This is a genomic window from Microbacterium sp. Kw_RZR3, from assembly GCF_029222405.1.
Lineage (GTDB): Bacteria > Actinomycetota > Actinomycetes > Actinomycetales > Microbacteriaceae > Microbacterium.
Genome location: NZ_JARHXC010000179.1, coordinates 1 through 23948, shown reverse-complemented (window position 1 = coordinate 23948; position 23948 = coordinate 1). Strand labels below are relative to the sequence as shown.

Sequence of the window (23948 nt, the reverse complement as noted above, 5' to 3'; positions counted from 1 at the left end):
GCCGTCGGCTTGATCCCTCTCTCGTCGATGAGATCGTAAAGAAGTACCAGTCCGGCGCGACAACCCCATCTCTCTGCGTCGACTACACCCTTTCGAAGGGTGGCCTGCTGAAGCTGCTCCGCGACGAAGGCGTTCAGCTTCGGCGTCAGCCCCTGTCGGAAGAGCAGGTGCGCGAAGCCACTGCGCTCTATAAGAGCGGCAAGTCGCTCGCGGCTACCGCGGCCCACTTCGACGTCAGCTACAACGGTGTCCGTCAAGCCCTAGTTCGGGCAGGTATCCAGCGCCGGCCCCGGGGTGGGAGTCGAACCTAGGCGGCGTTCGAGTCTTCGTCCGCCCGCTATCACAGGTCGTTGTACGCGTGCGTGAGGGGCGCCGATGCCAACGGCTCGGTGTTTGAGAACACTCCGCGCCTACCGCGATGCCAGTCCCCACGTACGCCGATGTACGCGGTGTGTCACGCGACCATGCGGCGGCTTGAGTCTCAGACGTGTCGGTTCAGCCAGGCGTCCAGTCGGCCGCGGAACGCTTGCGGCTGCTCGACCCACGGGTAGTGGCCGCACTCTTCGATGAGGGCGTAGTCAGCGCCAAGAAGGCTGGCGTACCCAGCGACGGGCTTGACGCCCGTCAGGAGGTCCCGATCGCCCGCAACCACGAGGGTTGGTGGTTGTGGGGTTGCTCGGATGCGATCGCCTGCGTCCGGAGGAATGTCGGCGAACCATGCCGCCGCCGCTACTAAACTGACGGCTCCCGATTTCGCGTGGCTCTGCTCGACCGCGGTCCAGTGTGCGTAGCTCGCAGGCGCCTGCCTTTGGAAGGCCTCATGAAACTCGAACTCTGTGGAGGGTTCGTCCGTCAACACGAGCGCAAGAGCCTCCCGAGCTTCCAGAGCGCAGTATTTCTCGGCAATCGATTCGGCGTCGGACGGTATGTCGGTGAGCCAGGATGCGGGCGGGGTGATGAGAGCCATGGAACGAACCCGCGACGTGAACTGGGTCGCCGTGGCGAGAGCGAGTCTGGTTCCGGCGGAGTGGGCCACGAGATCGACGGATTGAAGGCCGAGTGCATCCGCAACCAGGATGACGTCGTTCGCGTCTGTCCACCAACCGCGGGAGAGGCCGCCGCTTTTAGGGGTCCCACGGGGATGCATCAGGATCAACTGACGCGTCTCACCTAAGCCTGCTAGATCACCTAAGTACTCCGGTCCTCGGCAGGGCCCTCCGGGCAGGACGATCACCGGCGGACCTGCACCCTCGCCAAGTGTCGTCACTGCAACAGGAAGATCCAGGTCTGCGAAGCTCACTGGTCCACGATCGCATGAGTAGGGCCGCAACCGCGTCACCTCTAGGAGGCCGTCGATGCCTCCGAGGAAGTCCTCCTCATCGGACGCGAAACAATGCGACAAACGCGACATTCGCCACGGCAGTTCACACCCTTAGACTCGCTGCGCCTCACTAGACCCAGAAACGATCGGTTTCATACCAGCCGGCGCCCGCGCGGCGGTAGCCCCAAGTGAGGTGACTCGCCCCCGGCGTTACGAGCATCAACCTGTGGCCCAGATATGGCTTCACGTCGTTCGACCCATTTCTCGTTTCGGCACGGGGTATCAAGTCGACTCGACACGCATGTTCAGGGGAGCTTTTCACCACGGCTTCACCCGAGCCGAAACCGGTTAGTTTTCGCAAGACGCCGAACGCTGTTTACGCAAAGCTCGTTGACGTCCACGCTCATCAAATGCGCAAACGGCTAGCGCCGTCGGAGATCAGTCGACTTCGCGACACCACGTACGGAGTTGACAGGCAAACGGGACTAGGCTCGCGGCGTGGGGGTCACCAGAATCAGGTCTGAATCGCCCGGCGCACTGCATGCTCGAGAGCGGCGGGCTATCCATTGGCGCGCCGCGTTCGCAGCCTTGGTCTGCGTATCAATCGCCGTGTTCTGCGTCCTGACTGCGGTTCTCTTCTTCGCGTCCACGGCTAGCTACACAGACGAAGGAGAGGAAGGCTATGCGATCGCAATTGCCTCCGCTCTCGCGCTCTTGGCCATGGGCCTTTGCGTAGGCGCTGCGAGGTGCATAAGCGGTCTCGGGACCCTTACCGCGGCTCCCTCTCTTCTGCTGACGTCCACGGTGACGCTGGTCTGGGCGAGCGTCACGGTTGCCGCCTATCTCGTTGGCGCGACAAGCGGATCGAATAGCGACCTTATGACTTTGACAGGGCTGACTATCCCCGGAGCACTCGTCGGACTCCTCGGCATGGTCCTTGCAACCGCTGTGATGGTCATCGGGCGCAAAGCTGATTCAACGGGGGTAGCGCGAGATCAATTGTTCTCGGCGGAGTGAACCTTGGGTTGCTCGGCCCGCGCCGCTAGCTTGCGTCGAAACCAGCAGAGGACGGGGTCAACGAGGTCGGCTCGTGCGGCAGTCCCCACGCGGATGGGCTCATCTCCGGAGCCCGCAACATCGACGCCTCAGAGTGTCCCCACTGGCCTACCAACAGAGATGATGCAATGCTCCGACGCCTAGCCGCGATAGCCTCTGCCACCCTTCTCCTGACCATTGGACTAGCGGCTTGCGGTGGGCGCGAACCCGAATCCAGACCGCAGCCTCCGGCGGCCTGGGACGGGGGCCGGAACGATACCGATGCCAGCGATACGGACCCGAGAATGTCGTTGATGATCTCGCCCGGGGGTAATGCCGAACTGACGAATGTGCCAGAAGGGCAATGGGTGAGGACCGATTCCGGAATCTGTTGGGACGACACAGGTGAGGTCTACTCGGGTGCTGCAACGTGGGACTGGTTCTCCGAGACCGGCATTGAGGTGAAATTCGAAGACTCCGCAGTCATCTTCTGGGCATGGCCCGGCAAGTTCGGAAGCTACGACTGGTCGGAGTTCAAGATGGTGAACTGTCGGCGCGATCGAACATGGGGCATGCGACTGACGTGCGGATCCGCCGGCACCGTGGACCTCCCGCCATGCAGAGTCGCATCGGAGTAGGTGGTCGCCGAAAACGATCGTTTCCGGGCCGAGCTTGGTACGAACCAATAGTTCCGCGACGGGCAAGGAAAGCGTTTCCCGGAGAACATCGATCTAAGCAACCACCGCGCGATCCACGCGGAGGGTCCGCCCTGGCCTCGAGGATTGTTCGAGTAAGGCAGCTAACCCCTCTGAGAAGTAGCGGGAGCGGGGCTTGAACCCGCGACCTCACGATTATGAGTCGTGCGCTCTCACCAACTGAGCTACCCCGCCGCACGGCATCCGGTGTTCGAAAGTGATGCCTTGAGCCCCGAGTCAGGATTGAACTGACGACCCCTTCCTTACCATGGAAGTGCTCTGCCACTGAGCTATCGGGGCGTACCCGGATCTCTCCGGGCAACTAGAAGAGGATATCAGAGCCGAGGCCCGATCCCCCAATCGGTCAGCCTCCCGCGTGCTGCCGCAGCCACGCGATCGGGTCGATCGGCGTGGTGCCGTTCTGAAGGATCTCGACGTGCGTGTGAGCACCGAACGAGCGACCGGTGTTGCCGGTGCGTCCGAGGAACTGTCCGACGTGCACGTGCTCGCCCGGGGTCACCTGCAGCGAGCCGTACTGCATGTGTCCGTAGCGGCTCGAGACGAGCTGACCGTCGATCTCGTGGTCGATCAGCACGGTGACGCCGAAGGCCCCGCCCTGCTCGGTCGCGATGCGGACGGTGCCGTCGGCGATCGCCTGCACGGGGGCACCCTCGCCGGGCACGAAGTCGGCGCCCTCGTGGAAGCCGCCGTCGCGCATGCCGAAGCCGTACGAGATCGACACGCCGACCGCGAAGGGCCACTGGATGGGCGAGTTCGGGTTGTTGACGTAGAAGTTCGAGGGGTACTTGATGCCCGAGTCGATGGCCATCTGCGCGTAGGTCGATGCCTGGTAGCCGTCATCGGCGCGGTCGACGACGGCGGCCTGCGACTCCGCGGGGGCCACGTACGCCTGGATGGCCTGGCTGTCGCCGACGTCTCCACCCGACGTGTCACCGGCGGCGAGCGTGACGGTCGCGGGCTGCGTGGTGTCGGGCGCCGTGACGCTCGAGGTGCCGCTGGCCGAAGCCAGCGCGCTCACGGGCATGGTCATGCCGACGGTCATCAGGCCGACGAGACCCATGACACCGACCGAGAACGACGCGGCCGCGATGCGGCGGCCATTGCGTCGCGTGCGGGGAGCCGCGGCGACGGGGAGCCCCTGAGTGACGGGCTGGGTGGGGGCGGCGACCTTGGGGGCCGACTGCACGGGGGTCTCGCCGGTGAAAGCGAAGAGGCGGGCGGCCGCCTCGAATTCGTCGACGACGTCGCTGTCAGCGGGCGCGGCCGCGGCCGGACCGAAAGAAGCGCCCGTGGGCGCGTCCTGCGCGGGCTTCGCGGCCTCGGGCTTCACAGTCTGGGGCTGCGGCTCCGACGCCTCGGTGTCCGCGATCTCCGCGGGGGCCACGAGTCGACGACGGGTCCGCCGCGTGGCGGGAAGAGTGATGGGAGAGGTCGGCAGCGTGACCGGGGTGGTCGCGGTCGCGGGCTCGGCGCTCTGCAGGATGACCGCGATGTCGCCCTCGTCGGACTGGCGCTCGTCGACGACGGTGACCGACAGGGCATCGGCGTCGACGGAGGAGGACTCGGATGCCAGGACCTCGACGCCGGCCTCGGAGGAACGCTGCTCGGAAGCCGGAGTCGCCTCGGCCGCGCGGCTCAACCGTCGGCGGGGAGGAAGCGTGGGCTCGATCGTCGCGGCGATGACGGTCTCGACGACGGCCGCGGCAACCTGCTCGACCATGGCCGACTGGGCGGCCACCTCGGCATCGACCGGAGCGGGCTCGCTCGGGGTGGCGGCATCCGGAGTCGACTCGTCCAGGGCGGCGGGGGCGGTGCGGCGGCGCATCTCGGCCCGCGTGAGCTGCGGGGTCGAGGCGGGCACGGCGGTGGGTCGACTGGATCGCCGGGTGCGGGCGGGCTCAGTCTCTGGGGCTTCTGACGGCAACGCGCGATGGCTCTCGTGTCGTGTCGCGGGCGCGACGGCTTCGGGCTTTCGGGGCTTCTGCCATTTCCGCTTGTTCGGGTCGCGAAAATAACGATCGGGTAAACAGACTAACCCGACGGGACTGGGAATGTCATGAGCGCGGCCCCGATCTCACCTGTCGTAGTCGAGGAGTTCCTCCAGGCGCGGGAAGAACGCGGGCCCCGCGGCGATGACCATTCCCTTGCCCGGACGGCCCCCGGGAGCGCCCCCGAGCATGCCACCCGCTTCCTCGACGAGGAGCGCCCCCGCCGCGTGATCCCAGGGGTTGGTGCCCTTCTCGTAATAGGCATCCATTCGTCCGGCGGCGACCGAGGCGAGGTCGAGCGAGGCCGCCCCGATGCGGCGGACGTCGCGCGCGATGGGCATGACCCGGCCGAGCTGAGCAAGAGTGGGCGGGTGCGTGGCGGGGTCGTATCCGAAGCCGGTGGCGACGAGGCCCCCGGCCTCGCCCACATCGTTCGTCACCGCGAGACGCGTGTCACCGAGCCAGGCGCCCCCACCGCGCGAGGCGCGGAACATCTCGCCGGTCAGGGGGTTGTAGACCGCACCGGCGAGCGCGACCCACTCGGCCGGATCCGCGGGGCCCTCGACGGCGGCGATGCTGACCGCCCACGCCGGGATACCGTAGGCGTAGTTGACGGTGCCATCGATCGGGTCGACGACCCACGTGACGCCGGTGGCGCTCTCGGTGGCCGCGGACTCCTCGCCGAAGAACCCGTCCCCCGGACGCACGCGCTCCAGCTCGGCGCGCACGAACGCCTCGACCTCGCGATCGGCGGCGGTGACGATGTCGGCGGCGGCCGATTTGGTCGCGGCGACCGTCACTCCTTCTTCTCGGCGGCGACGTGCGAGGTCACCGGCCTCTCGGGCAATGCGCGTGGCGATGTCGAGTAGTTCCGCAGCGAGGGTCATGGCATCCACGCTACTGCGCCACCCCCTCGGCCGAATCCGCCGCCGTCGTTAGCGTGGGGGCATGACCGCTTCGGAAACTCGCCGGTACGACGTCGTCATCGTGGGAGGAGGGCACAATGCCCTCGTTGCCGCGGCCTACCTCGCCCGGGCAGGGCGGTCGGTGGTGGTTCTCGAACGAACGGATGCCGTGGGCGGCGCCGCCGTGTCGGAACGGCCGTGGGCGGGGGTCGATGCACGCCTGTCGCGGTACTCGTACCTGGTCAGTCTGCTGCCGCAGAAGATCATCGACGATCTCGGCCTGCGGATCGACCTACGGCGTCGGCGGTACTCGTCGTACACGCCGGATCCGGCTGATCCATCGCGCGGGATCCTGATCGACACCCAGGATGCCGAGGCCACCGCCGCCTCGTTCACCCGAACGCTCGGTGATGCCGGCGACGCCGAGAGGTACGCGGCGTTCGGGGAGCGTCTGGCGCCGCTGGCGCGCGCGGTCTTCCCGACCATGACGGAGCCGCTGCCGACCGAGGACGAGGTTCGGGACCGCGTGGGTGACGACGAGCTGTGGTCGGCGCTGACCTCGCGTCCGCTCGGCGACCTGCTGCGCTCGTCGTTCGAGAGCGACCTCGTTCGCGGGATCGCGCTGACCGACGGACTCATCGGGACCTTCGCGTCGTCGGACGATCCGTCGCTCGCGCAGAACCGGTGCTTCCTCTATCACGTGATCGGCGGCGAGACCGGGCACTGGGACGTCCCCGTGGGCGGGATGGGCGCTGTCACGGCCGAGCTCGAGCGGGTCGCGCGCGAAGCCGGGGCCGAGATCCTCACGGGCGTCGACGTCATCTCGGTCTCCCCCGACGGAGAAGTGCACGGTGTGACCGATCGACCCGAGGTGTTCTACGGCTCACTGGTGCTCAGCGGCGTCGGGGAAGCGGTGCTCGCGCGGCTCCTGACGGCGGGTGGGACCCCTACCTCGGTCGACGAGCCCGAAGGAGCCCAGGTCAAGGTCAACATGCTGCTGTCGCGGCTTCCGCGTCTCCGCGATCGCTCCGTCTCACCCGAGGCGGCGTTCGCGGGAACGTTCCACGTCAACGAGACCATGACACAGCTCGACTCGGCCTTCGTGGCGGCGACGGGTGGGATGCTGCCGGATCCGCTGCCCCTCGAGATCTACTGCCACTCGCTGACCGACCCGTCGATCCTCGGCGAGGAGTTGCGCGCGAGCGGAGCGCAGACGTTGACGCTCTTCGGGCTTCACGTGCCGCATCGCCTCATCGACGACACCGATCCCGTCGCGGCCGGCGCGCGCCTGTTGGCGGCAGCGCAGCAATCCCTCGACGCGGTGCTCGACGAGCCGCTTCGAGACTGCATCCTGCGGGCGCCGGACGGGCGGTTGTGCATCGAGGCGCGCACCACCGCGGATCTCGAGGAGTCGCTCAACATGGTCGGCGGGAACATCTTCCACGGCGGACTGTCGTGGCCGTGGCTCTCTGCGCCCGTAGCCGCCCCGGCCGCTCGATGGGGCGTGGCGACGGCGCACTCGCGCGTGCTGCTGTGCGGGTCGAGCGCGCAGCGCGGCGGCGCGGTGAGCGGGATCGGCGGACAGAACGCGGCGATGGCGGCGTTGGAGATTCTGGCGGGGTGAGGAGGGTGGGGGCGCTCGAGGTCGGAGGCCTCGAGTGCGACGGCGACGGCGCGCGCGTACTCGGGTGAGATTCCGCGACAGCGGGGTGAGTTCGATTGAGACATTCGAACATAGTTTCTATCATGGAGCCATGACCGATCTCCTCGCTCCCCCCTCTCCCATGGGGCCGAGTCCCGACGACGGCGACCGCCTCCGCGCGCTGGTCGCCGAGATCCGCGCGGTCACCGCCGACGTCGCGCGCCTGCAGGCCACGCTGATCCGGCAGCGAGCAGAGGTCATGCAGATCGCACTCGCAGAGGTCGAACGGGCAGGCTCCCGCGCGTCACGAGAACGCGAGATGCCGATCCGTTCGGCGGCTCTCGAGATCGCGGTGGCGACCAAGTCGCACGACCTGACCGTCCAGCGAGAGCTCGACGACGCGTACACGCTGACCGAGAAATTCAGCTCAACGGTCGATGCGCTCGAATCGGGTCGCATCACGCTCCGGCACGTTCAGGCGGTGCTCGAGACAGGGGTCGCCATTGATGACGACGAGACGCGAAGAGGGTGGGAGGAGGTCGTTCTCTCCCGCGCGGAACGAGACTCCCCGGCGCGCGTGCGGGCCTTCGCGCGCGAACTCGCGGAGAGTGTTCAGCCGGAGGGGATGACAACTCGGCATGCCCGCGCAGCACGAGCGCGGGGAGTGAGCGTTCGCGACCTCGCGGACGGCATGGCCGAGCTGAGCGTCATCCTGTCCGCGACCGTGGCCTATGGCATCCGGGACCGTCTGCGCCGACAGGCCGCGGTGATCCGGGCGTCGAGCAGAGCGGTGGCCGGAGATGGCGGAACCGACGAGCTCGCGACGGGCGGGCTCCCCGGTGACACCGCGACAGCGGCCGATCGCGCGACCCCTTCACGGGCGGACACCCCTCGCGTTTCCCCTGACGAGCGGACGCTCGCGCAGATCGGGGCCGATCTCTGCGCCGACCTTCTCCTGACGGCCGCTCCGACGATCGACCCGACGACCGAGGCGACGTGTCCCGGCGGCCTCGGCGCGATTCGCGCTCAGGTCCAGATCACTGTGCCCGTGCTGACGCTCCTCGGGCACACCGACGCGGGTGCGGCCGTCGCCGGGCGAAGCCCCATCGACCCGGAGTCGGCACGGCACCTCGCTGCCCACGCTCCGGGGTGGGATCGCGTCCTGTGCGACCCCGTCACGGGCACGGTGCTCGAGGTCGACCGTTACAGCCCGTCCGCCGCCCAGCGCCGCTACCTCGCTGCGCGCGACCAGCACTGTCGCGCTCCGGGGTGCCGTGCACCGCTGACCCGGTGCCAGCTCGATCACAATCACGAAGCACAGCACGGCGGCGCGACCACGCTGACGAACCTGTGCCACCTGTGCGTGCGGCATCACACCCTCAAGACCGAGACGGCGTGGAGCGTGACTCAGGAGTCTGACGGCACGCTCCGCTTCCGGAGTCCGCTGGGTCAGCACGTGACGGAGACTCCGCCGCCGCGGATCATGTTCCTCCCGGATTCAGACGGAGCGGGCGAGGGCCACACGACGGGGACGTCGACCCCGCCGGACAGGGCACCGTTCTGAACGAGAGCGACAACCTTGAACGGGCGTATCCGCAGCCGAAGTGAGAAGGTCTTGCCAGGCCGTCACCGCGCCTCTTCCCCTTCGTCGCCCGCGACATGTGCTCGGAGGACGTCGATCATCGCGCCGACCGCCTGCATCAACACGACGGTCGACGGCTCGGCGTACCCGAACACGAAACCCGCGGGAAGCGGCGCAGACGCAGCGCCCGCCGCATACCGCGACAGGGGTTCGACCCGCACACCGCGCTCAGCCACGCCGGCCACGATCGCGGGCTCCGCGTCGACTCCCTGCCCGGGGAGCAGGACCACCGCGTGCAGCCCGCCATCCGTTGCCACGAGCTGGACTCCCGGCACTCCTGCGAACGCCTCGAGCAACAGCTGCCGACGATGCCGGTAGTCGCGCCGCCGTCGGGCCGTATGGCGGGCGAGCGCCCCCTCGGCGAGGTACAGCGCGAGCGCATGCTGCTGCACGAGAGAGACCGGGAGATCGAGGTCCTCCCGTGTCGCGCGGATGCGCTCACCCATCGCTCCGGAGGCAACGACCCACCCGCACCGCAGCGCCGGCGCCAGGACCTTCGACATGCTGCCGATCAGCACCACGCGGGACGGATCCAGGAGCGCCAAGGGCGGCAGGGGTGCCCGCCCGTGCGGGAACTCGCTGTCGTAGTCGTCCTCGATGACGATCACGCCCTCGTCCGCGGCCCAGGCGAGAAGGATCGCCCGCTGCTCGGCATCCAGTCGGCTTCCCAGCGGATAGTGGTGATTCGGCGTCACGATCAGCGCGTCGAGATCGCGGTGCTGAGCGAGGGCGTCGAAATCGAGCCCGGATCCCACCCGTACGGGGACCGGCACCGCCTCGATGCCGAGCCGCCGAAGGACCATGCGCACGCGAGGGTAGCCCGGATCCTCGATGCCCACGCGAAGTCGCTCCCGACCGCGCTCGGATCCGAGCGCGAGCAGGGTCAGCAGCATCGCATCGCTGGTGCCGGCGGTGACGATGACGTCGTCCGCCGCGACCCCGAGACCGCGGGTGCGCCCGAGGTGCCGCGCGATCTCCGCGCGCAGGGCGGGAAGGCCCCGCGCGTCGTCGACGTCCGACGCCGGGTCGAGGGCGGCCGCCCGCCGCCAGGCCGAGCGCCAGGCTGCGTCGGAGAGACCCTCGGTGCGGGGGCGGCCGGGACTGAGATCGACCTCATCGTCCGACGCGGCCGCGGGCACCACCGTCGGCGCGGGTCGCTCGGCCGAACGGGTAACGAGATCGGCGACCACCGTCCCTCCCCCCGGAGTGGCGAGAAGGTAGCCCTCGCCCGCGAGGATCTCGTACGCCGCCACGACCGTTCCCCGGGCGACACCCAGGTCGGCGGCGAGGGCGCGCGTGGAGGGCACCGGCTCTCCCCCGCTCACGCGCCCGTCCAGAACGGCGGCTCGCAAGCCGTGCGCGAGTTGCTCATGCAGGGGCACGGCGGAGCGTCGATCCAGGATGCCAAGGGAGATCACCGCGACAGTTTGCCACTGGTCCACGCGGAACGGCACGAATTGGTCTACGTACTAGACCAGTCGATCGAGTGAACTCGGAGAATGACCGACCTCCCTCTCACCGCCCAAACCCGCGTCCGGCGCGAATCCCACTACCAGGTCACCGATCGTGCGGCCCTGTACGACGTGATCGACGGTGCCCTCTACGCCACCCTGGCGATCGTGCGCGACGGTCGCCCCGTGGCGCTTCCGATCGGCATCGGCCGCGACGGGGACGACCTCCTCATCCACGGCTCGACGGGAAGCGACTTCTTCCGTCGCATCGCCGCCGGCGCGCCGGTGTGCGTGACGGTGACGCACCTCCTGGGCCTGAAGTACGCGCGCTCCCTCTTCGACAGCTCGATGCGATACCGGTGCGCGGTGGTGCACGGGGTGGCATCCGTGGTCCCCGCCGACGAGAAAGAGGCGGCGCTCCTGACGCTCTCGGAGCACCTCATGCCGGGGCGCGGCCTCGAGGTGCGACCGATGACGGGACGAGAACTGGCCGCGACCATGGTGCTGCGTATCCCGCTCGCCGTGGCCAGCGTCAAGGACAATGCCGGTTCGATGGTCGAGGAGGACGACGACGGTGAGGACCGCTCGGTGTGGGCCGGCACGCTACCGCTGCGGATGAGCGTGGGCGACCCCGTCACGTCGCCTCAGACGCGGCAGGGGACGCCCGTTCCGGCCTCGGTTCGACGTGCGGCCGAGCGGGTGACGGCCTCGGGCACGGCTTGAGCCACGTGACGGCACACGCCCGACGGCACACGCCCCGCGGCAATACCCGAGGACGCTAGCGAACTCAGCCGGCGGACACCAGCGGCGGCACCGCGTACCGCCGCGGCGTTCCGAAGCGGTGCGCGGTGATCGACACGGCCTGCTCCCGCAGGAAGGGCAGCAGCTCGACCTGCCCGGCGCGCGTGACGTCGCCGGCGTAGACGGTCACCGAGGGCGATCCCCCGGTGACCTCCGCGACCGCGGCGATCGACCCACCCAGCAGGCGCACGCGGCCACCCGAACGCGCGAGACGTGCGGCGCGACGGCCCCACTCTGCGGCGTCCTCGACGGCGAAGCCGACGCTCACTCCCTCGAGCCACGCACGCACCGCGGGAGACAGTTCTCGCGCGGAGCTCACGACGACCGGGGAACCGGCCCGAACCCCCGCGGCGACGACCCGCACCAGCGTCGTCTCCGACGCCTCCTCCACCCGCACGGTCACAGGCACCGCCGCGTACCGCAGCACGTTCTGCTCCGACTCGAGCCCCGTCACATCGCGCGCGAGCGAGAACTCCGAGGCCCAGGCGGAGGCATCGCTCGCGAGAGCGGATGCCAGCCACGCACGGTCCGCGGCGGGCACGGCGGCGAGCGCCGGAGCGGCGAGCGCGTCCGGACCCGCAACGGCCTCGCTCTCGGCATCCGTCCACGATCCGAACCCGAACAGGTAGTGCGGGCCGCCGGCCTTGGTTCCCGCGCCCACCGCCGATTTCTTCCAGCCGCCGAAGGGCTGGCGCTGCACGATCGCTCCCGTGGTGCCGCGGTTGACGTAGACGTTGCCCGCTTCGATGCGCGCGAGCCACGTGTCGATCTCGGCGGAGTCGAGCGCGTGCAGGCCCGAGGTGAGGCCGTACTCGATCTCGTTGACGATGTCGATCGCCTCGTCCAGCGTCTCGGCGGTCATGATCCCGAGCACGGGACCGAAGTACTCCGTCCGGTGGAAGGCGCTACCGGGCTGCACGCCCCCGCGGATGCCGGGACGCCACAGACGACCCTCGTCGTCCAGGCGGCGCGGCTCGACGACCCAACGTTGGCCGGGCTCCAGAGTGGTCAGCGCCGAGAGCAGCTTCCCCTGCGCGGGCTCGATGAGGGGGCCGACGCGCGAGGCCTCGTCCCACGGCATCCCGACCTCGAGCGAGGTCACCGCGTCGACGAGCTGGTCGCGGAAGCGGCGCGAGCGGGCGACGGAGCCGACGAGGACGACGAGGGATGCCGCGGAGCACTTCTGTCCGGCATGCCCGAACGCCGACATCGCGATGTCCTTCGCGGCGAGGTCGAGGTCGGCACTGGGGGTGACGATCACGGCGTTCTTTCCGCTCGTCTCGGCCAGCAGAGGAAGGTCGGGACGGAACGAGCGGAACAGCTCGGCCGTCTCATAGGCACCCGTCAGCACGACGCGTTCCACCGCGGGGTGCGTCAGCAGCTGTCGGCCGAGGTCGTTCTCCGACACCTGCACGAGCTTCAACACGTCGCGAGGAACGCCGGCCTCCCACAGCGCCTCGACCATCACCGCTCCGGAACGCTCGGCGAGGGCGGCGGGCTTGATGACGACGGCGGAGCCCGCAGCGAGGGCGGCGAGCGTCGAGCCGGCCGGGATGGCCACCGGGAAGTTCCACGGTGGAGTCACCACGGTCACCCCGACGGGGGTGAACCGCGCTCCATCGACCGAGGCGAGACCCCGCGCCTGCTCGGCGTAATAGTGAGCGAAGTCGATCGCCTCCGACACCTCGGGGTCGCTCTGCTCGATGACCTTGCCGCACTCGGCGCCCATGACCTCGATGAGGTCGGCGCGACGCGCCTCGAGGGCATCGCCGGCCCGGTGCAGGATCTCGGCGCGCCCGTCGGCCCCGAGCGCGTGCCACGCGGCGGCGGCGTCCGCGGCATCCTGAATCAATGTGTTCAGAGCCGCTTCGTCGGTGACGGTGTGGGCCGCGATCGTGTCGATGCCCAGCGAAGAGCCCTGCATCCGCGTCACTATCCCGGCGGCCCACCGCCGGTTCGCCTCGATCGCCGGGTCCGAGTCGGGGGTGTTGCGGAAGCCCCGGGTCGGCGCGGGAGCAGCGGGCGCGGTGCGATCCTGCACCCGGTTCGAGGCGGGAACGCCGGAAGGCATATCGGCGAGGGATGCGAGGAAGCGATCGCGCTCGCGGGCGAACAGCGCCTCGTGGGTGTCGAGGTCGAACACCGCCGACATGAAGTTCTCGCTCGACGCCCCTTCCTCGAGCCGTCGGATGAGGTACGCGATCGCGACGTCGAACTCCTGCGGGTGCACCACCGGCGTGTAGAGCAGGATCGACCCGACGGTGCGGCGCACGACGGCCTGCTGCGCGGTGGCCATGCCCAGGAGCATTTCGACCTCGATGCCGGCCGTGACGCCCCGCCGCTCCGCGAGCAGCCAGGCCAGGGCGACGTCGAACAGATTGTGTCCCGCGATGCCGATCCGCACGTTCTTCGCGTGCTCCGGCCGCAGCGCGTAGTCGAGCACCGCCTTATAAGAAGCGTCGGTCGCCTGCTTCGACGGCCAGGTCGCGAGCGGCCAGTCATGCACGTCGGCATCCACCCGCTCCATGGGCAGGTTCGCGCCCTTCACGACGCGCACCTTGATAGGCGCACCCCCGGATGCCACCCGCGCGGCGGTCCACTCCTGCAGGCGGATCATCGCGGCGAGGGCGTCGGGCAGATAGGCCTGCAGCACGATTCCGGCCTCGACACCGTGGAACTCCGGCTCGCCGAGCAGGGTCTCGAACACCGCGAGGGTGAGGTCGAGGTCTTTGAACTCCTCCATGTCGAGGTTGAGGAAGGTGCCGGTCTGCTTCGCCACGCGGTACAGCGGGCGCAGAGCCGACACGGCATCGGCGACGGCGGCGTCGAACGCCCACGGCGTGTGGGGGGCGACGGTCGACGAGACCTTGATCGAGACGTAGTCGACGTCGTCGCGCGCGAGGAGCTTGCGGGTGCCGGCGAGCCGGCGCGCTGCCTCCTCCTTGCCGAGGATCGCCTCACCGAGGAGGTTCACATTGAGACGGATGCCGTCTCCTCGGCCGCGGATCGCGGTGATGGCCGCGCCGAGCTTGTGATCGCTCGCGTCGACGATGAGGTGACGCACCATGGAACGCAGCGCGAGGCGTGCGGCGGGCACGACGACTCGCGGGAGGATCGGCGCGGTGAACGCGCCGAGGCGGATCGCGGCCTTCAGGTGCAGCGGGAGGAACCCCGGGATGAGCGGGGTCAGCGCGGCGAGGTTGCGCGCGGCGACCCGCACGTCCTCGGGGCGCACGACACCGTCGACGAAACCGACGGTGAAGTCGAGGCCGTGCGGATCGCGCAGCACGCCGGCGAGACGCTCGGCCGAGACGTCGACGGGCTCGTCGCGACTCTCGGCGAGCCAGCGGCGCACGAGGGCGATCGCCTCGTCGGCGAGCTCGTGCGGAGACACGAGCTCGGCGGGAGTGGCGGGGGCGTGCTGGTCGGTGAGCGACATGGCGATCCTTCCTCGGATGCCCTCAGTGTGCAGCCCGCATCTCATCGGGAAAAGCGATCAATAGTGAGGGGTTATCTTCGATGAAAGCGAAGGGATGCCATGTTCGATCTGCGCCGTCTCCGCCTGCTGCACGAACTGTCGATCCGCGGAACCCTCGCCGCCGTCGCCGAGGCCCTCTCCTACAGCCCCTCGACGATCTCGCAGCAGCTCTCGCTCCTCGAGAAGGAGGCCGGCGTCCCGCTGCTCGAGCCCGACGGCCGCCGCCTCCGCCTCACCGCGCAGGGCGCGGCCCTCGCCGCCCATGCCGCGCGCATGCTCGCCGCCGACGAAGCCGCTCGGGCCGAGCTCGAACGCCTTCGCCCGTCCCTCGCGCCCGTGCGCGTCGCGGTCATGCAGTCCGCCGCCCACGGCCTGCTCCCTCGCACCCTCGACGCCCTCGCCGAGAGCGAGCCGGGGATGCGCATCGAAGTCGCCGAGCTCGCTCCCGAGGAGGGCCTGTTCGAGGTGGCCGCTCGCGGCTTCGACCTCGCTGTCGCCGAGCAGTACCCCGGCCACACGCGCGAGCACCGCGACGGCATCGAGCGGAGCCTGCTGGGGCGGGATGCCATCCGCCTGGCCGTCTCCCGAAACGATCCCGCGCGGCGGCTCGACGACCTGCGCGACCGCGCCTGGGTGATGGAACCCGTAGGGACCGCCGCCCGGCAGTGGGCGACCCAGCAGTGCCGAGCCGCCGGGTTCGAGCCCGACGTGCGGTTCGAGATGGCCGACCTGACGGCGCACGTGCGGCTCGTGGCATCCGGTCACGCCGTCGGCATGATCCCCGACCTCGTCTTCGCCGGCGACGCCCCGGCGGTGCGGCTGGTCGATCTGCCGGGCGAGCCGCGCCGCGAGGTGTTCACGGCCGTCCGGCGCGGAACGGCCGACCGCCCCGGCGTACGCGCGGTGCGCGCGGCACTGCAGGTGGCGTACGACCGGGGCGGTCGGTGAGGATCAGCGGGTCAGCGCGATCTCGTTGGGGGTGACGTCGAGCGTCGCGCTCTTCACGACCTCGCCCGAGGTGAGATCGACCGCGTGCACGGCGTTCTTCGCCGGCTCGGTCACGTAGGCGATGTCGCCCGAGACCTTGATGGCGGGGTGGGCGTCCTGCCACTCGACGGGGCCCTCCCACGCGTCGATGACGGGGAACGCGTCGGTGAACGCGCCCTTCTCGAGATCGAAGACGTGGATCGCGCCGTCCGAGGCGAGGATGTAGCCGAGGTCTCCGGGGCCGCGCGCGAGGTCGCGGAACGTGTACTCGGCACCCTCCGGCATGTCGACGACCTTCTGGGTCTTGGCCTCGGTGTCGATCACCGCGACGCGGTGCAGGAGGTAGCCCTCGGCATCCCGGTCGTCCTTGTAGTCGCCGAGCACGAGGGGGCTGGTGTCGGTGACGAAGATGTTGCCCATGCGGCCGTAGGGCTGGTCCGGAGCGTCGACCTTGGTGATCTCGCCGTCGGCGTAGATCAGCGCGCCGTTCTCGCAGCCGAAGACGACGACCTCTCCCTCGGTGGTTCCCTCGCCGTGCACGCCGGGACAGGTGGCGTTCTCGGCCACGGTGGCACCCGACGGGTCCTTCACGACGATGCCCGTGCGACCGTTCGCGTTGCCGACGGTCGTGACGAACGAGCCGTCCTCGAGCACGATCGACACGCCGTGGTGCGCCTCGACGCCGGGGATCGTCTCGGACGCGGGAAGCGCATCCGTGGATGCCAGGAGGGCATCGGTGTCGAAGATCGTGGAGTCGCTCGTGCCGTCGGCGTAGAGCACCGTCTTACCGCCGTGCGTCACGACGTGTCCGGGCTTGGATGCCGGGAAGACGAGGTCGGTGAGCTCGGGCTCGGTGGCCGAGGTCCCGGCATCCAGGACCTGGAAGCCCTCGCTCGTGGTGACCATGACGTGGCGGCCGTCGCCCGCGGAGTTCAGGCGCGTGAACTCTTCGGAGGTGACGTCGGCGAGGGTCTCGAGGCTCTCGCCGTCGAGCACGACGATGCCGCCGGGGTACGACAGGGCGACGCGGGTCCCGGTGTCCGCCGGGGCACTCGACGCGGGCGCGGCGGAGCCGGCGCCACCGGCGCACGCCGTGAGTCCGACGGTCGCGCCGACCGCGAGAGCGATCAGGCCCGCGCGGCGGAGGGGACCCGCGCGGAAGGAGGAACTGCGCATGTGATTTCTCTTTCTTTCTGGGAGGGGCGGCAGCCGCTCAGGGCGACAGACCGCGGGCGATGCGCTCCGTGTTGACGCGCATCATGGTCAGGTAGTCGGGGGCGCCCCCGTCGGCGTCGGTCAGCGACTCGGTGTACAGCTCGATCACCTCGACGTCGCGGTCCGCCTCCACGGCGAGGGCGCGCACGAGCCGGTCGGGAGACGACGACTCGGCGAAGATCGTGGGAACACCGGCGTCGTCGACCGCCGCGACGAGATCGGCGAGGTCGCTCGCACTCGGAGCAGCCAGGGTGGTGCCGCCGGGGATCGCCGCCCCCACCACGCGGAAGCCGAAGCGGTCGGCGAGGTAGCCGAACACATGGTGGTTGGTGACGAGAGCGCGCCGCTCGGCCGGGATCGCGGCGAACGCGGCGGTCATCTCGGCATCCAGGTCCTCGAGGTCGGCGCGGTACGCGGCGGCCTGGTTGGCGACGGCGGCGCCCCCGAAGTCGGCGAGCACCGGGGTGAGCGCGTCGACGACCGCGATCATGCGCGCCGGGTCGGTCCAGAAGTGAGGATCGTCGGCGCCGCCGGCGTCGGTCGAGGTGTACGGCAACACCGATACGGCGTCGCCCGCGACGAAGGTACGCACCCCCTCGGCCGCCGCGGCGTCGAGGTGCTGCTGCAGCCCTTCCTCGAGCCCCAGGCCGTTGGCCACGAGGAGGTCGGCCGAGCGCATGCGCGCCGCCTCCGCTGCCGAGATTTCGAACGAGTGCGGGTCGGCGCCGGGACGCATGAGCGTCATGACCTCGACATCGTCGCCGACGAGGTGCGAGACGACGTCGCCGAGGATGTTCGTCGTCACGACCACGAGCGGACGATCGGATCCCGCGCTCCCTGCACACCCGGTCAGCAGGAGCAGCGCGCCGGTCAGGGCGGCGGCGAGAAGCTTCTTCATGTCAGCGTCCCGTCTCGTCGTAGAACAGCGGAGAGCGCTCGGGGGCGAACTCCCGGGCGACGCGCGCCCCGTCGGCGAAGTCGATCTCCCACAAAAGGTTCTCGGCCGGGCCGTTAAGGTAGGCGCGCTGCTGGTCGGCGACCAGGTTCACCGGGAGCCCCGCGGCGAGACTCGCTGCGACGAGCGGGACGGATGCCGCGCGCTCCGCGCCCGTCTCCCCGTCCAGCACCCGCACGCTGCCGTCGGCCGTGAGCAGGAGCACGTTCGCGTCGTTGTCGTCGACCGCGACCGCCTCGATGACCGACTCGGCCGTCGGCAGCAGCGTCCAGGTGCGCTCGCGGGTGTCCAGCAGCCACACGCCCACGCCGCCAGCGACGCCGGCGACCGTGGGTCGACCCTCGCGGTTGGCGAATGCGGTCGCGCGCGGGGCGGTCGTTCCCGCGGGATAGGGGATGCGCTCGACGACGGGCTGCTCGTCTTCGACCGTCACGAGAAGAGCGCCGTCCCGGCATCCGATCACCGCCCCCACGCGGGTCGTGATCGTGCCTGCCGGATCGACGCAGGCGACCGGGTCGCCCATCGCCGCGCCATCCGCGGCGTGCAGCGTGACCTCGTCGCCCGCGGCCACCGCGGCGAACGACCCGGCGGGCACGACCAGTCCGGGGCCGGGCTCGACGGCCAACCGGAACCTCTCGGCGATCTCGCCCTTCGACAACGCTTCGGTGTCGAGGAGCACGGCCTCTCCCGACGCGGGGAAGAACAGACCCGTTCCGCCGGTCGTTGACGAGTTCGAGGTGGCGACGGTGGCGACGCCCTCCCCCGCGACATCGCCGAGGATCCGCGCCTCGGCGCGGTAGTAGTGGAAGTGGTCGACGTGATCCCAGGTCCAGACGCCGCTGTCGACGATCGAGACCCCGGCGTCGTCGGCCGAGAAGAGATAGCGCCCGTCGGAGTGCGTCGCGACGGGAGCGCGGACGGTGCCGAGATCGGCCGTCGTCTCGTCGAGCAGATCGAGGTGCGACACGCGCCCGTCCCCGTCGATCGAGGTGAGGCCGAGCGCGGGCTCGGCGAGCTCCGCTGCGCCGTCGATGTCGCCGTGGGTGTCGCGCGAGGGCTCGGACGCGGGGGCCGTCGGGGCCGCGCACCCGGTGAGCGCGACGAGCAGGAGGGCGGTGGGAAGGAACAGACGGGGGGAAGAGCGGTGGAGCATGGGGGCTTTCTAGGTCAGACGGGAATAGGAACGGCCGAGACGACCCGGCGCCGGAGCGGCGAGAGGACGGAGCGCAGCGCGCCGGAGACCCCGGCGGCGGCGATGGCGGTGGCGGCGATGGTCGCGCCGGCCGCGGTGGCGGCGTGCCACGAGACCACGAGTCCCACGAAGACCGCGACGACTCCGATAACCGCGGCGAGCGCCATCGTGGTGGGGATGCGGTGAGTCCACGGGCGAGCCGCGACCGCGGGGGCGACGAGCAGACCGACGACCAGGAGCGAGCCCACCGCCTGATAGGAGGCCACGACGGCGAGCGTGACGAGCCCGACGAGCGCGGTCTGCGCGAGCCGGGGACGCAGACCGAGCACGCGCGCGACCCGCTCGTCGACGGCGAGCGCGACGAGGCTTCGGTGCGCGACCACTGCGGTCACCACCCCGAGCGCGACGGCGACCGCGAGCACGACGAGGTCATCGACCCCCACGGCCAGGATGTCGCCGAAGAGGATGGCCGTGGCATCCGTCGCGAAGCTCCCGGCGTGTGAGATGACGATCACGCCGAGCGCGAGCATGCCGACGAACAGCAGGCCGATGCTCGTGTCGTACGACAGGCGTCCGCGGCGCTGCAGCGCCCCGATGCCGAGGCTCATCACCACCGCGCTCGCGGCGGCGCCGAAGAGCACGGGCACCCCCAGCACGGTCGCGAGGGCGACACCGGGGAGCATCCCGTGCGCGAGAGCCTCGCCGAGGAAGGCCATGCCGCGCACGATGACCCAGGTCCCGGCGATGCCGCACAGGATCGCGACGAGCGAGCCGCCCCAGAACGCGCGCTGCACGAACTCGTACGAGAACGGATCGGTGAGGAGAGACACGAGGCACGACCGTAGCGTTAGTGAGAACGATTCTCAAACTCATAGGATGGATGCCATGTCCCCCCATTCCGCGTCGCTTCGCGGCATCCGCGTCGAGTTCTCCGGCGTTCGCGCCGTCGACGACGTCGATCTCGACATCGCCGCGGGAGCCCTCACCGCGATCGTCGGCCCCAACGGCGCGGGGAAGTCGACCCTCCTCGAGGTGCTCGCCGGCGCGAGACGACCGACCGCAGGCGAGGTCGACGTGCACGGGAGCACGCGCGCCTTCGTCCCGCAACGCGCCGCGGTCTCCGACCGCCTCCCCCTCACGGTCCGCGAGATGGTCGCGGTGGGCACGTGGGGACGCCCCGCCCCTCGGCCCCGCGCGTCAGCCGCGAAGCGCGAGGCCGTCGACGCCGCGATGGCGCGACTCGACATCACGCCCCTCGCTCGGCATCCCTTCGCGTCCCTGTCGGGCGGTCAACGACAGCGCGCGCTCCTCGCGCAGGGGCTGGCGAGCGGCGCGGATCTCCTGCTCCTCGACGAGCCGACCACCGGACTGGACACCCGCAGTGGCAGCCTGATCCGCGCGGCGATCGCGGAGGAGACGCGACGCGGCACATCCGTCGTCTGCGTGAGCCACGACGAGGCGCTCATCGCCTGCGCGACGCACATCGTGCGCCTCGAGGCGGGTCGCGTCAGATCCGCACCTGCGCCCGCGCGGTGACGCGGCGGAGCAGATCCGCGAAGCCGTGGAACATCTCCGAGGACTCCGCGCGGATGGCGGCGTGCACGTCGGCCTCGAAGCGCCCGAGAGCCGACCACGGCTCGGCATCCAGATCGACCTCGAGGAAGATGTGGTTCACGCGACGATCCTCGGCGTCGAGCTCGCGGCGCAGCACGCCGCGTCCGACCAGCCGATCCACGAGTGTCGTCACGCCGGCCGAGGTGACGTCGAGGTGCTCTCGGAGCAGGGAGGGACGGATGCCGGGATGAGCACCGATGCTGCGGATCGCGCGCGCCTCCAACTCGCTGACACCCAGCGACTTTCGCGCGACGACCAGGGCATCTCTTCCCGCCTCGACATACTCGCCGAGGGCCTCGATGAGGACGGATGACGCATCTGGCATGGTCGATCTCCCCCGCGGCCCCGGCTGGCCTCTCTTCGAGCATAGCCAGATCGATGAACATTTCATGTATTTATTTAAATTCGTGAATTACCTGCTAGATTAGCAGTTAGCCCCGCCCAACGACCCAGACAAGGAGATCGCCATGGCAAAGCTCTACTACGGATCCGACACGTCGCCCGTCACCCTGCCGGACCGCCTGCTCGGATACATCAAGGTCATCACGGCCACCAAGCTGCGACGCGGAGAATCGTTCACGCTGACGTGGTCAGGTGCCGACGATGAGACCGGGCGCTCGACGATCTGGCTCCAGCCGTCGATTCCCCTGCGTTTCGTCTTCGACTCCCCCGAGCCCGAGCAGCTCAGCGGCGAGTACCTGCGTGCCCTCGCCGACCAGTCCAACTCCGCCACCGGGCTCAACATCGACGTACGCACATGGGAGGCCACCGAGGAGGCCGTCCGCGTGTCGTCGCGAACCTCCGTCTCGAGTTCGCCGTCGCGCCCCTCGACGCGTCCCGTCCGCGCCGCCTAGTAGCACTCCGCACGCCCGACCCGTTCCGGCCGCCATAATGGCGGTGGGAACGGGTCTTCTCGTTCTCCCCCGGGGAAGGAGACGCGCGTGCCGGTCCGAAAACTGCTCGACAAAGAGACGCTCGACCAGTGGCTCGCGGAGTTCCTCGCGCGCGGCTATCTGACCGGCAGCGAGATCCGCGTCCTCGAGCAGGACGACGACCAAGACACCGACGCCGGACTGATCGTCGTCGACCTCAGCCGTGCCAACACCATCAGCTACCTGCAGCCGGTCACGGGCGGCGAGGGCACCTGGAAGGTCACGATGGAGCCGCGCGAGTCGATGATCGAGCTCGGCGCGGCCGACCTCGTCAACCTCGGACACGAGGTGACCGTGCTCGGCTCGCTCCTGTGCTTCCTCGAGTCGAAGTCCCGCATCCTCCTCGAACAGGCGCGCTGAGCCCGCCCGGCTGAGCCCACCCGGCTGAGCCCGCTCGGGACCCTGGCCGCGATCGCAACCGCCGGCCGGATGCGATGGCCCTGACGTGTCTGAGCGGACGCGGGGATGCCACGGACGCGGTGCGGCGCTCGGAGCGTGAAGAGGGGGTCACCGCGACAGCCAGGGGCGAGGCCGGCGCTGATACGGCGGGACCTCGACACGCGCTAAGAAACCGAATTAGTGTACGTAAACTACTTTTGGTAACAATTTCGTTGTGTTAAATTGAGGCGTGGTCGTCACCCCTCCCCCCGTGAAGCGCGCGCTGCGCGCGTTGGGACAGCACATCTCGACCCAACGAAAGCTCATGGGTCTCACGCAGGCGATGGTCGCGGAACGCTCGGGCGTGAGCCAGCCGCTGATCGTCCGGCTCGAAAAGGGGGAAGGAGCGACCCTCGAGAAGACACTGCGGGTCCTGCGGGTCCTGGGGATGATGGATGCCGTCATCGACGCTGCCGATCCGTACCGGACCGACCGCGGCAGGCTCCTGGCGGGCGAGAAGCTTCCCACACGGGTACGGGCCGATCGTGGCTGATCAGGTAGGCGTCACCACCGTCATCGACGGCGAAGACATCCCTGCCGGCACGATCTATCGGACCCGCGCGACGGGGTCATTCCGCTACGACGACAGCTATCTCGCTCATCCGAAAGCGTTCCCCCTGGTCCCCGCTCTGCCGCTCGCGGGCGGCGCGCAGTCCATGACGCCGAATCCCTTCAGCGACTCGGCCCCCGATACGTGGGGCAGGAAGGTGATGACCCGGGCCTCGGGAGGGCGCACCCTCGACGACATCACCCTGCTGCTCGGGGTGAACGACTTCTCCCGCCAGGGCGCCACGCGATTCTGGGTCGACGGCCAGGCCGTCTCCGACGGCGACGGCGTCCCCGTCGAAGCCGAACTGCGCGAGATCCTCGCGGCGGCCGATGCCATCCAACGCGGAGATCGCGACATCGCTGAAGTCGCGCTGCGTCGACTGTTCCGGGCCACCGGATCCCTGGGAGGCGCGCGCCCCAAGGCCGGCGTACGCCGCGGAAGCGACCTGTGGCTGGTGAAGTTCCCGAAACCCCATGGCGACGAATGGAACGTCATGGCGTGGGAAGCCACCATGCTCGACGCGATGTCGGCGGCGGGCATCGACGTTCCCGATCATGAGACGAAAACCCTCACCGTCGGCGGCGAGCGGAGGACGGTGCTCTTTCTGAAGCGCTTCGACCGTACCGTCGCCCACGCGCGCATCCCCTACTTCTCCGCGCTCTCCGCCCTGGAGGCCCGCGACGGCGACGGCGGGGACTGGCTCGACCTGGCTGACTTCACCCGTGTGAACGGCGGAGACACCGTCGAGCTGTGGCGCCGTGGCGTGTTCGGCCAACTCGTGGGAAACCGCGATGATCATCTCCGGAATCACGGCTTCCTCCGCCGGGGTCGCGACTGGCAGCTCTCTCCCGCCTTCGACGTGAATCCCACACCGCTCGCCGACGGAGACGCGCACGAACTCGCCCTGTTCGGCAACGTGGCACCCGACCTTGCAGCCTGGACGGCTGACGACACCCTGTCGCTCTTCGGCGTCAAGCAGGTGCAGGTCACGGAGTTCCTGGATGCCACGCGCACCGCCCTCGAGAAGGCACCTCAGCGCGCCTCGGCGCACGGCGCAGACCAGCACAGCATCGCGGTGATGGAAAG

20 protein-coding genes and 2 tRNA genes are annotated in these 23948 nt (G+C 69.6%); 10 read left to right on the top strand and 12 right to left on the bottom strand.

Going from position 1 to position 23948, the window contains the following annotated elements; all coding sequences use genetic code 11:
- Positions 1–481: 481 nt before the first annotated feature.
- Positions 482–1411: an alpha/beta hydrolase gene (locus tag P2P98_RS09395; protein WP_275799402.1), complete on the bottom strand. Its 930-nt coding sequence runs from the start codon at positions 1409–1411 to the stop codon at positions 482–484.
- A gap of 408 nt (positions 1412–1819) precedes the next feature.
- Between P2P98_RS09395 and P2P98_RS09390 the strand changes: the two genes are divergently transcribed.
- Complete coding sequence (locus tag P2P98_RS09390; protein WP_275799400.1) at positions 1820–2338, top strand: hypothetical protein; 519 nt, start codon at positions 1820–1822, stop codon at positions 2336–2338.
- An 834-nt stretch (positions 2339–3172) separates the two neighbouring features.
- On the opposite strand, the gene P2P98_RS09385 is transcribed toward P2P98_RS09390, so the two are convergent.
- The 4 genes from P2P98_RS09385 to P2P98_RS09370 all read right to left on the bottom strand — a co-directional run bounded on the left by P2P98_RS09385 (position 3173) and on the right by P2P98_RS09370 (position 5947).
- Positions 3173–3246 (bottom strand) — tRNA-Met (locus P2P98_RS09385).
- Positions 3247–3279: 33 nt separating this feature from the next.
- A tRNA-Thr gene (locus tag P2P98_RS09380) sits at positions 3280–3351 on the bottom strand.
- A gap of 64 nt (positions 3352–3415) precedes the next feature.
- Complete coding sequence (locus P2P98_RS09375; RefSeq protein WP_275799399.1) at positions 3416–4933, bottom strand: peptidoglycan DD-metalloendopeptidase family protein; 1518 nt, start codon at positions 4931–4933, stop codon at positions 3416–3418.
- A 213-nt stretch (positions 4934–5146) separates the two neighbouring features.
- On the bottom strand, positions 5147–5947 hold the full coding sequence (locus P2P98_RS09370) for an inositol monophosphatase family protein (RefSeq protein ID WP_275799398.1): 801 nt from the start codon (positions 5945–5947) through the stop codon (positions 5147–5149).
- A gap of 61 nt (positions 5948–6008) precedes the next feature.
- Here P2P98_RS09370 and P2P98_RS09365 point away from each other — a divergent pair, with 61 nt between their 5' ends.
- Positions 6009–7589 (top strand): NAD(P)/FAD-dependent oxidoreductase, encoded by a 1581-nt coding sequence (locus P2P98_RS09365; RefSeq protein ID WP_275799397.1) that lies wholly within the window; start codon positions 6009–6011, stop codon positions 7587–7589.
- Between the two features lie 130 nt (positions 7590–7719).
- Positions 7720–9171, top strand: coding sequence for an HNH endonuclease signature motif containing protein (locus P2P98_RS09360; RefSeq protein WP_275799396.1), 1452 nt, complete (start codon positions 7720–7722; stop codon positions 9169–9171).
- 62 nt (positions 9172–9233) lie between these two features.
- Here the strand turns inward: P2P98_RS09360 and P2P98_RS09355 are convergent, their stop codons facing one another.
- Positions 9234–10667, bottom strand: coding sequence for a PLP-dependent aminotransferase family protein (locus P2P98_RS09355; RefSeq protein ID WP_275799395.1), 1434 nt, complete (start codon positions 10665–10667; stop codon positions 9234–9236).
- An 81-nt stretch (positions 10668–10748) separates the two neighbouring features.
- Here P2P98_RS09355 and P2P98_RS09350 point away from each other — a divergent pair, with 81 nt between their 5' ends.
- On the top strand, positions 10749–11423 hold the full coding sequence (locus P2P98_RS09350; protein WP_275799393.1) for a pyridoxamine 5'-phosphate oxidase family protein: 675 nt from the start codon (positions 10749–10751) through the stop codon (positions 11421–11423).
- Positions 11424–11487: 64 nt separating this feature from the next.
- On the opposite strand, the gene P2P98_RS09345 is transcribed toward P2P98_RS09350, so the two are convergent.
- On the bottom strand, positions 11488–14940 hold the full coding sequence (locus tag P2P98_RS09345) for a bifunctional proline dehydrogenase/L-glutamate gamma-semialdehyde dehydrogenase (RefSeq protein ID WP_275799392.1): 3453 nt from the start codon (positions 14938–14940) through the stop codon (positions 11488–11490).
- Positions 14941–15039: 99 nt separating this feature from the next.
- Between P2P98_RS09345 and P2P98_RS09340 the strand changes: the two genes are divergently transcribed.
- The gene (locus P2P98_RS09340) at positions 15040–15927 is read left to right on the top strand and encodes a LysR family transcriptional regulator (protein ID WP_275799391.1); all 888 of its coding nucleotides are present in this window, start codon (positions 15040–15042) and stop codon (positions 15925–15927) included.
- Between the two features lie 3 nt (positions 15928–15930).
- Here P2P98_RS09340 and aztD read toward each other — a convergent pair whose 3' ends face one another.
- The 4 genes from aztD to aztB are packed head-to-tail and all read right to left on the bottom strand — an operon-like array spanning position 15931 to position 20158.
- Positions 15931–17142: a zinc metallochaperone AztD gene (gene aztD / locus P2P98_RS09335; RefSeq protein WP_275799390.1), complete on the bottom strand. Its 1212-nt coding sequence runs from the start codon at positions 17140–17142 to the stop codon at positions 15931–15933.
- A gap of 37 nt (positions 17143–17179) precedes the next feature.
- On the bottom strand, positions 17180–18079 hold the full coding sequence (gene aztC, locus P2P98_RS09330; RefSeq protein ID WP_275799389.1) for a zinc ABC transporter substrate-binding protein AztC: 900 nt from the start codon (positions 18077–18079) through the stop codon (positions 17180–17182).
- Position 18080: 1 nt separating this feature from the next.
- On the bottom strand, positions 18081–19289 hold the full coding sequence (locus P2P98_RS09325; protein ID WP_275799388.1) for an ABC transporter: 1209 nt from the start codon (positions 19287–19289) through the stop codon (positions 18081–18083).
- A 14-nt stretch (positions 19290–19303) separates the two neighbouring features.
- Positions 19304–20158 carry a zinc ABC transporter permease AztB gene (gene aztB / locus P2P98_RS09320; RefSeq protein WP_275799387.1) on the bottom strand — a complete coding sequence of 285 codons (855 nt, stop codon included), beginning with the start codon at positions 20156–20158 and terminating at the stop codon, positions 19304–19306.
- Positions 20159–20213: 55 nt separating this feature from the next.
- Here aztB and aztA point away from each other — a divergent pair, with 55 nt between their 5' ends.
- Positions 20214–20864 (top strand): zinc ABC transporter ATP-binding protein AztA, encoded by a 651-nt coding sequence (aztA, locus tag P2P98_RS09315; protein ID WP_275799386.1) that lies wholly within the window; start codon positions 20214–20216, stop codon positions 20862–20864.
- On the opposite strand, the gene P2P98_RS09310 is transcribed toward aztA, so the two are convergent.
- Positions 20836–21267, bottom strand: coding sequence for a MarR family transcriptional regulator (locus P2P98_RS09310; RefSeq protein WP_275799385.1), 432 nt, complete (start codon positions 21265–21267; stop codon positions 20836–20838). The genes aztA and P2P98_RS09310 overlap by 29 nt on opposite strands.
- A gap of 142 nt (positions 21268–21409) precedes the next feature.
- Here P2P98_RS09310 and P2P98_RS09305 point away from each other — a divergent pair, with 142 nt between their 5' ends.
- From P2P98_RS09305 to P2P98_RS09290, 4 genes are all read left to right on the top strand, one after another.
- Positions 21410–21796 (top strand): hypothetical protein, encoded by a 387-nt coding sequence (locus P2P98_RS09305; protein WP_275799384.1) that lies wholly within the window; start codon positions 21410–21412, stop codon positions 21794–21796.
- Between the two features lie 87 nt (positions 21797–21883).
- On the top strand, positions 21884–22234 hold the full coding sequence (locus tag P2P98_RS09300; protein ID WP_275799383.1) for a hypothetical protein: 351 nt from the start codon (positions 21884–21886) through the stop codon (positions 22232–22234).
- A 268-nt stretch (positions 22235–22502) separates the two neighbouring features.
- Complete coding sequence (locus tag P2P98_RS09295; RefSeq protein ID WP_275799382.1) at positions 22503–22805, top strand: helix-turn-helix domain-containing protein; 303 nt, start codon at positions 22503–22505, stop codon at positions 22803–22805.
- The coding region (locus tag P2P98_RS09290; RefSeq protein WP_275799381.1) for a type II toxin-antitoxin system HipA family toxin at positions 22798–23948 on the top strand (1151 nt) is incomplete at its 3' end. The genes P2P98_RS09295 and P2P98_RS09290, both read left to right, overlap by 8 nt.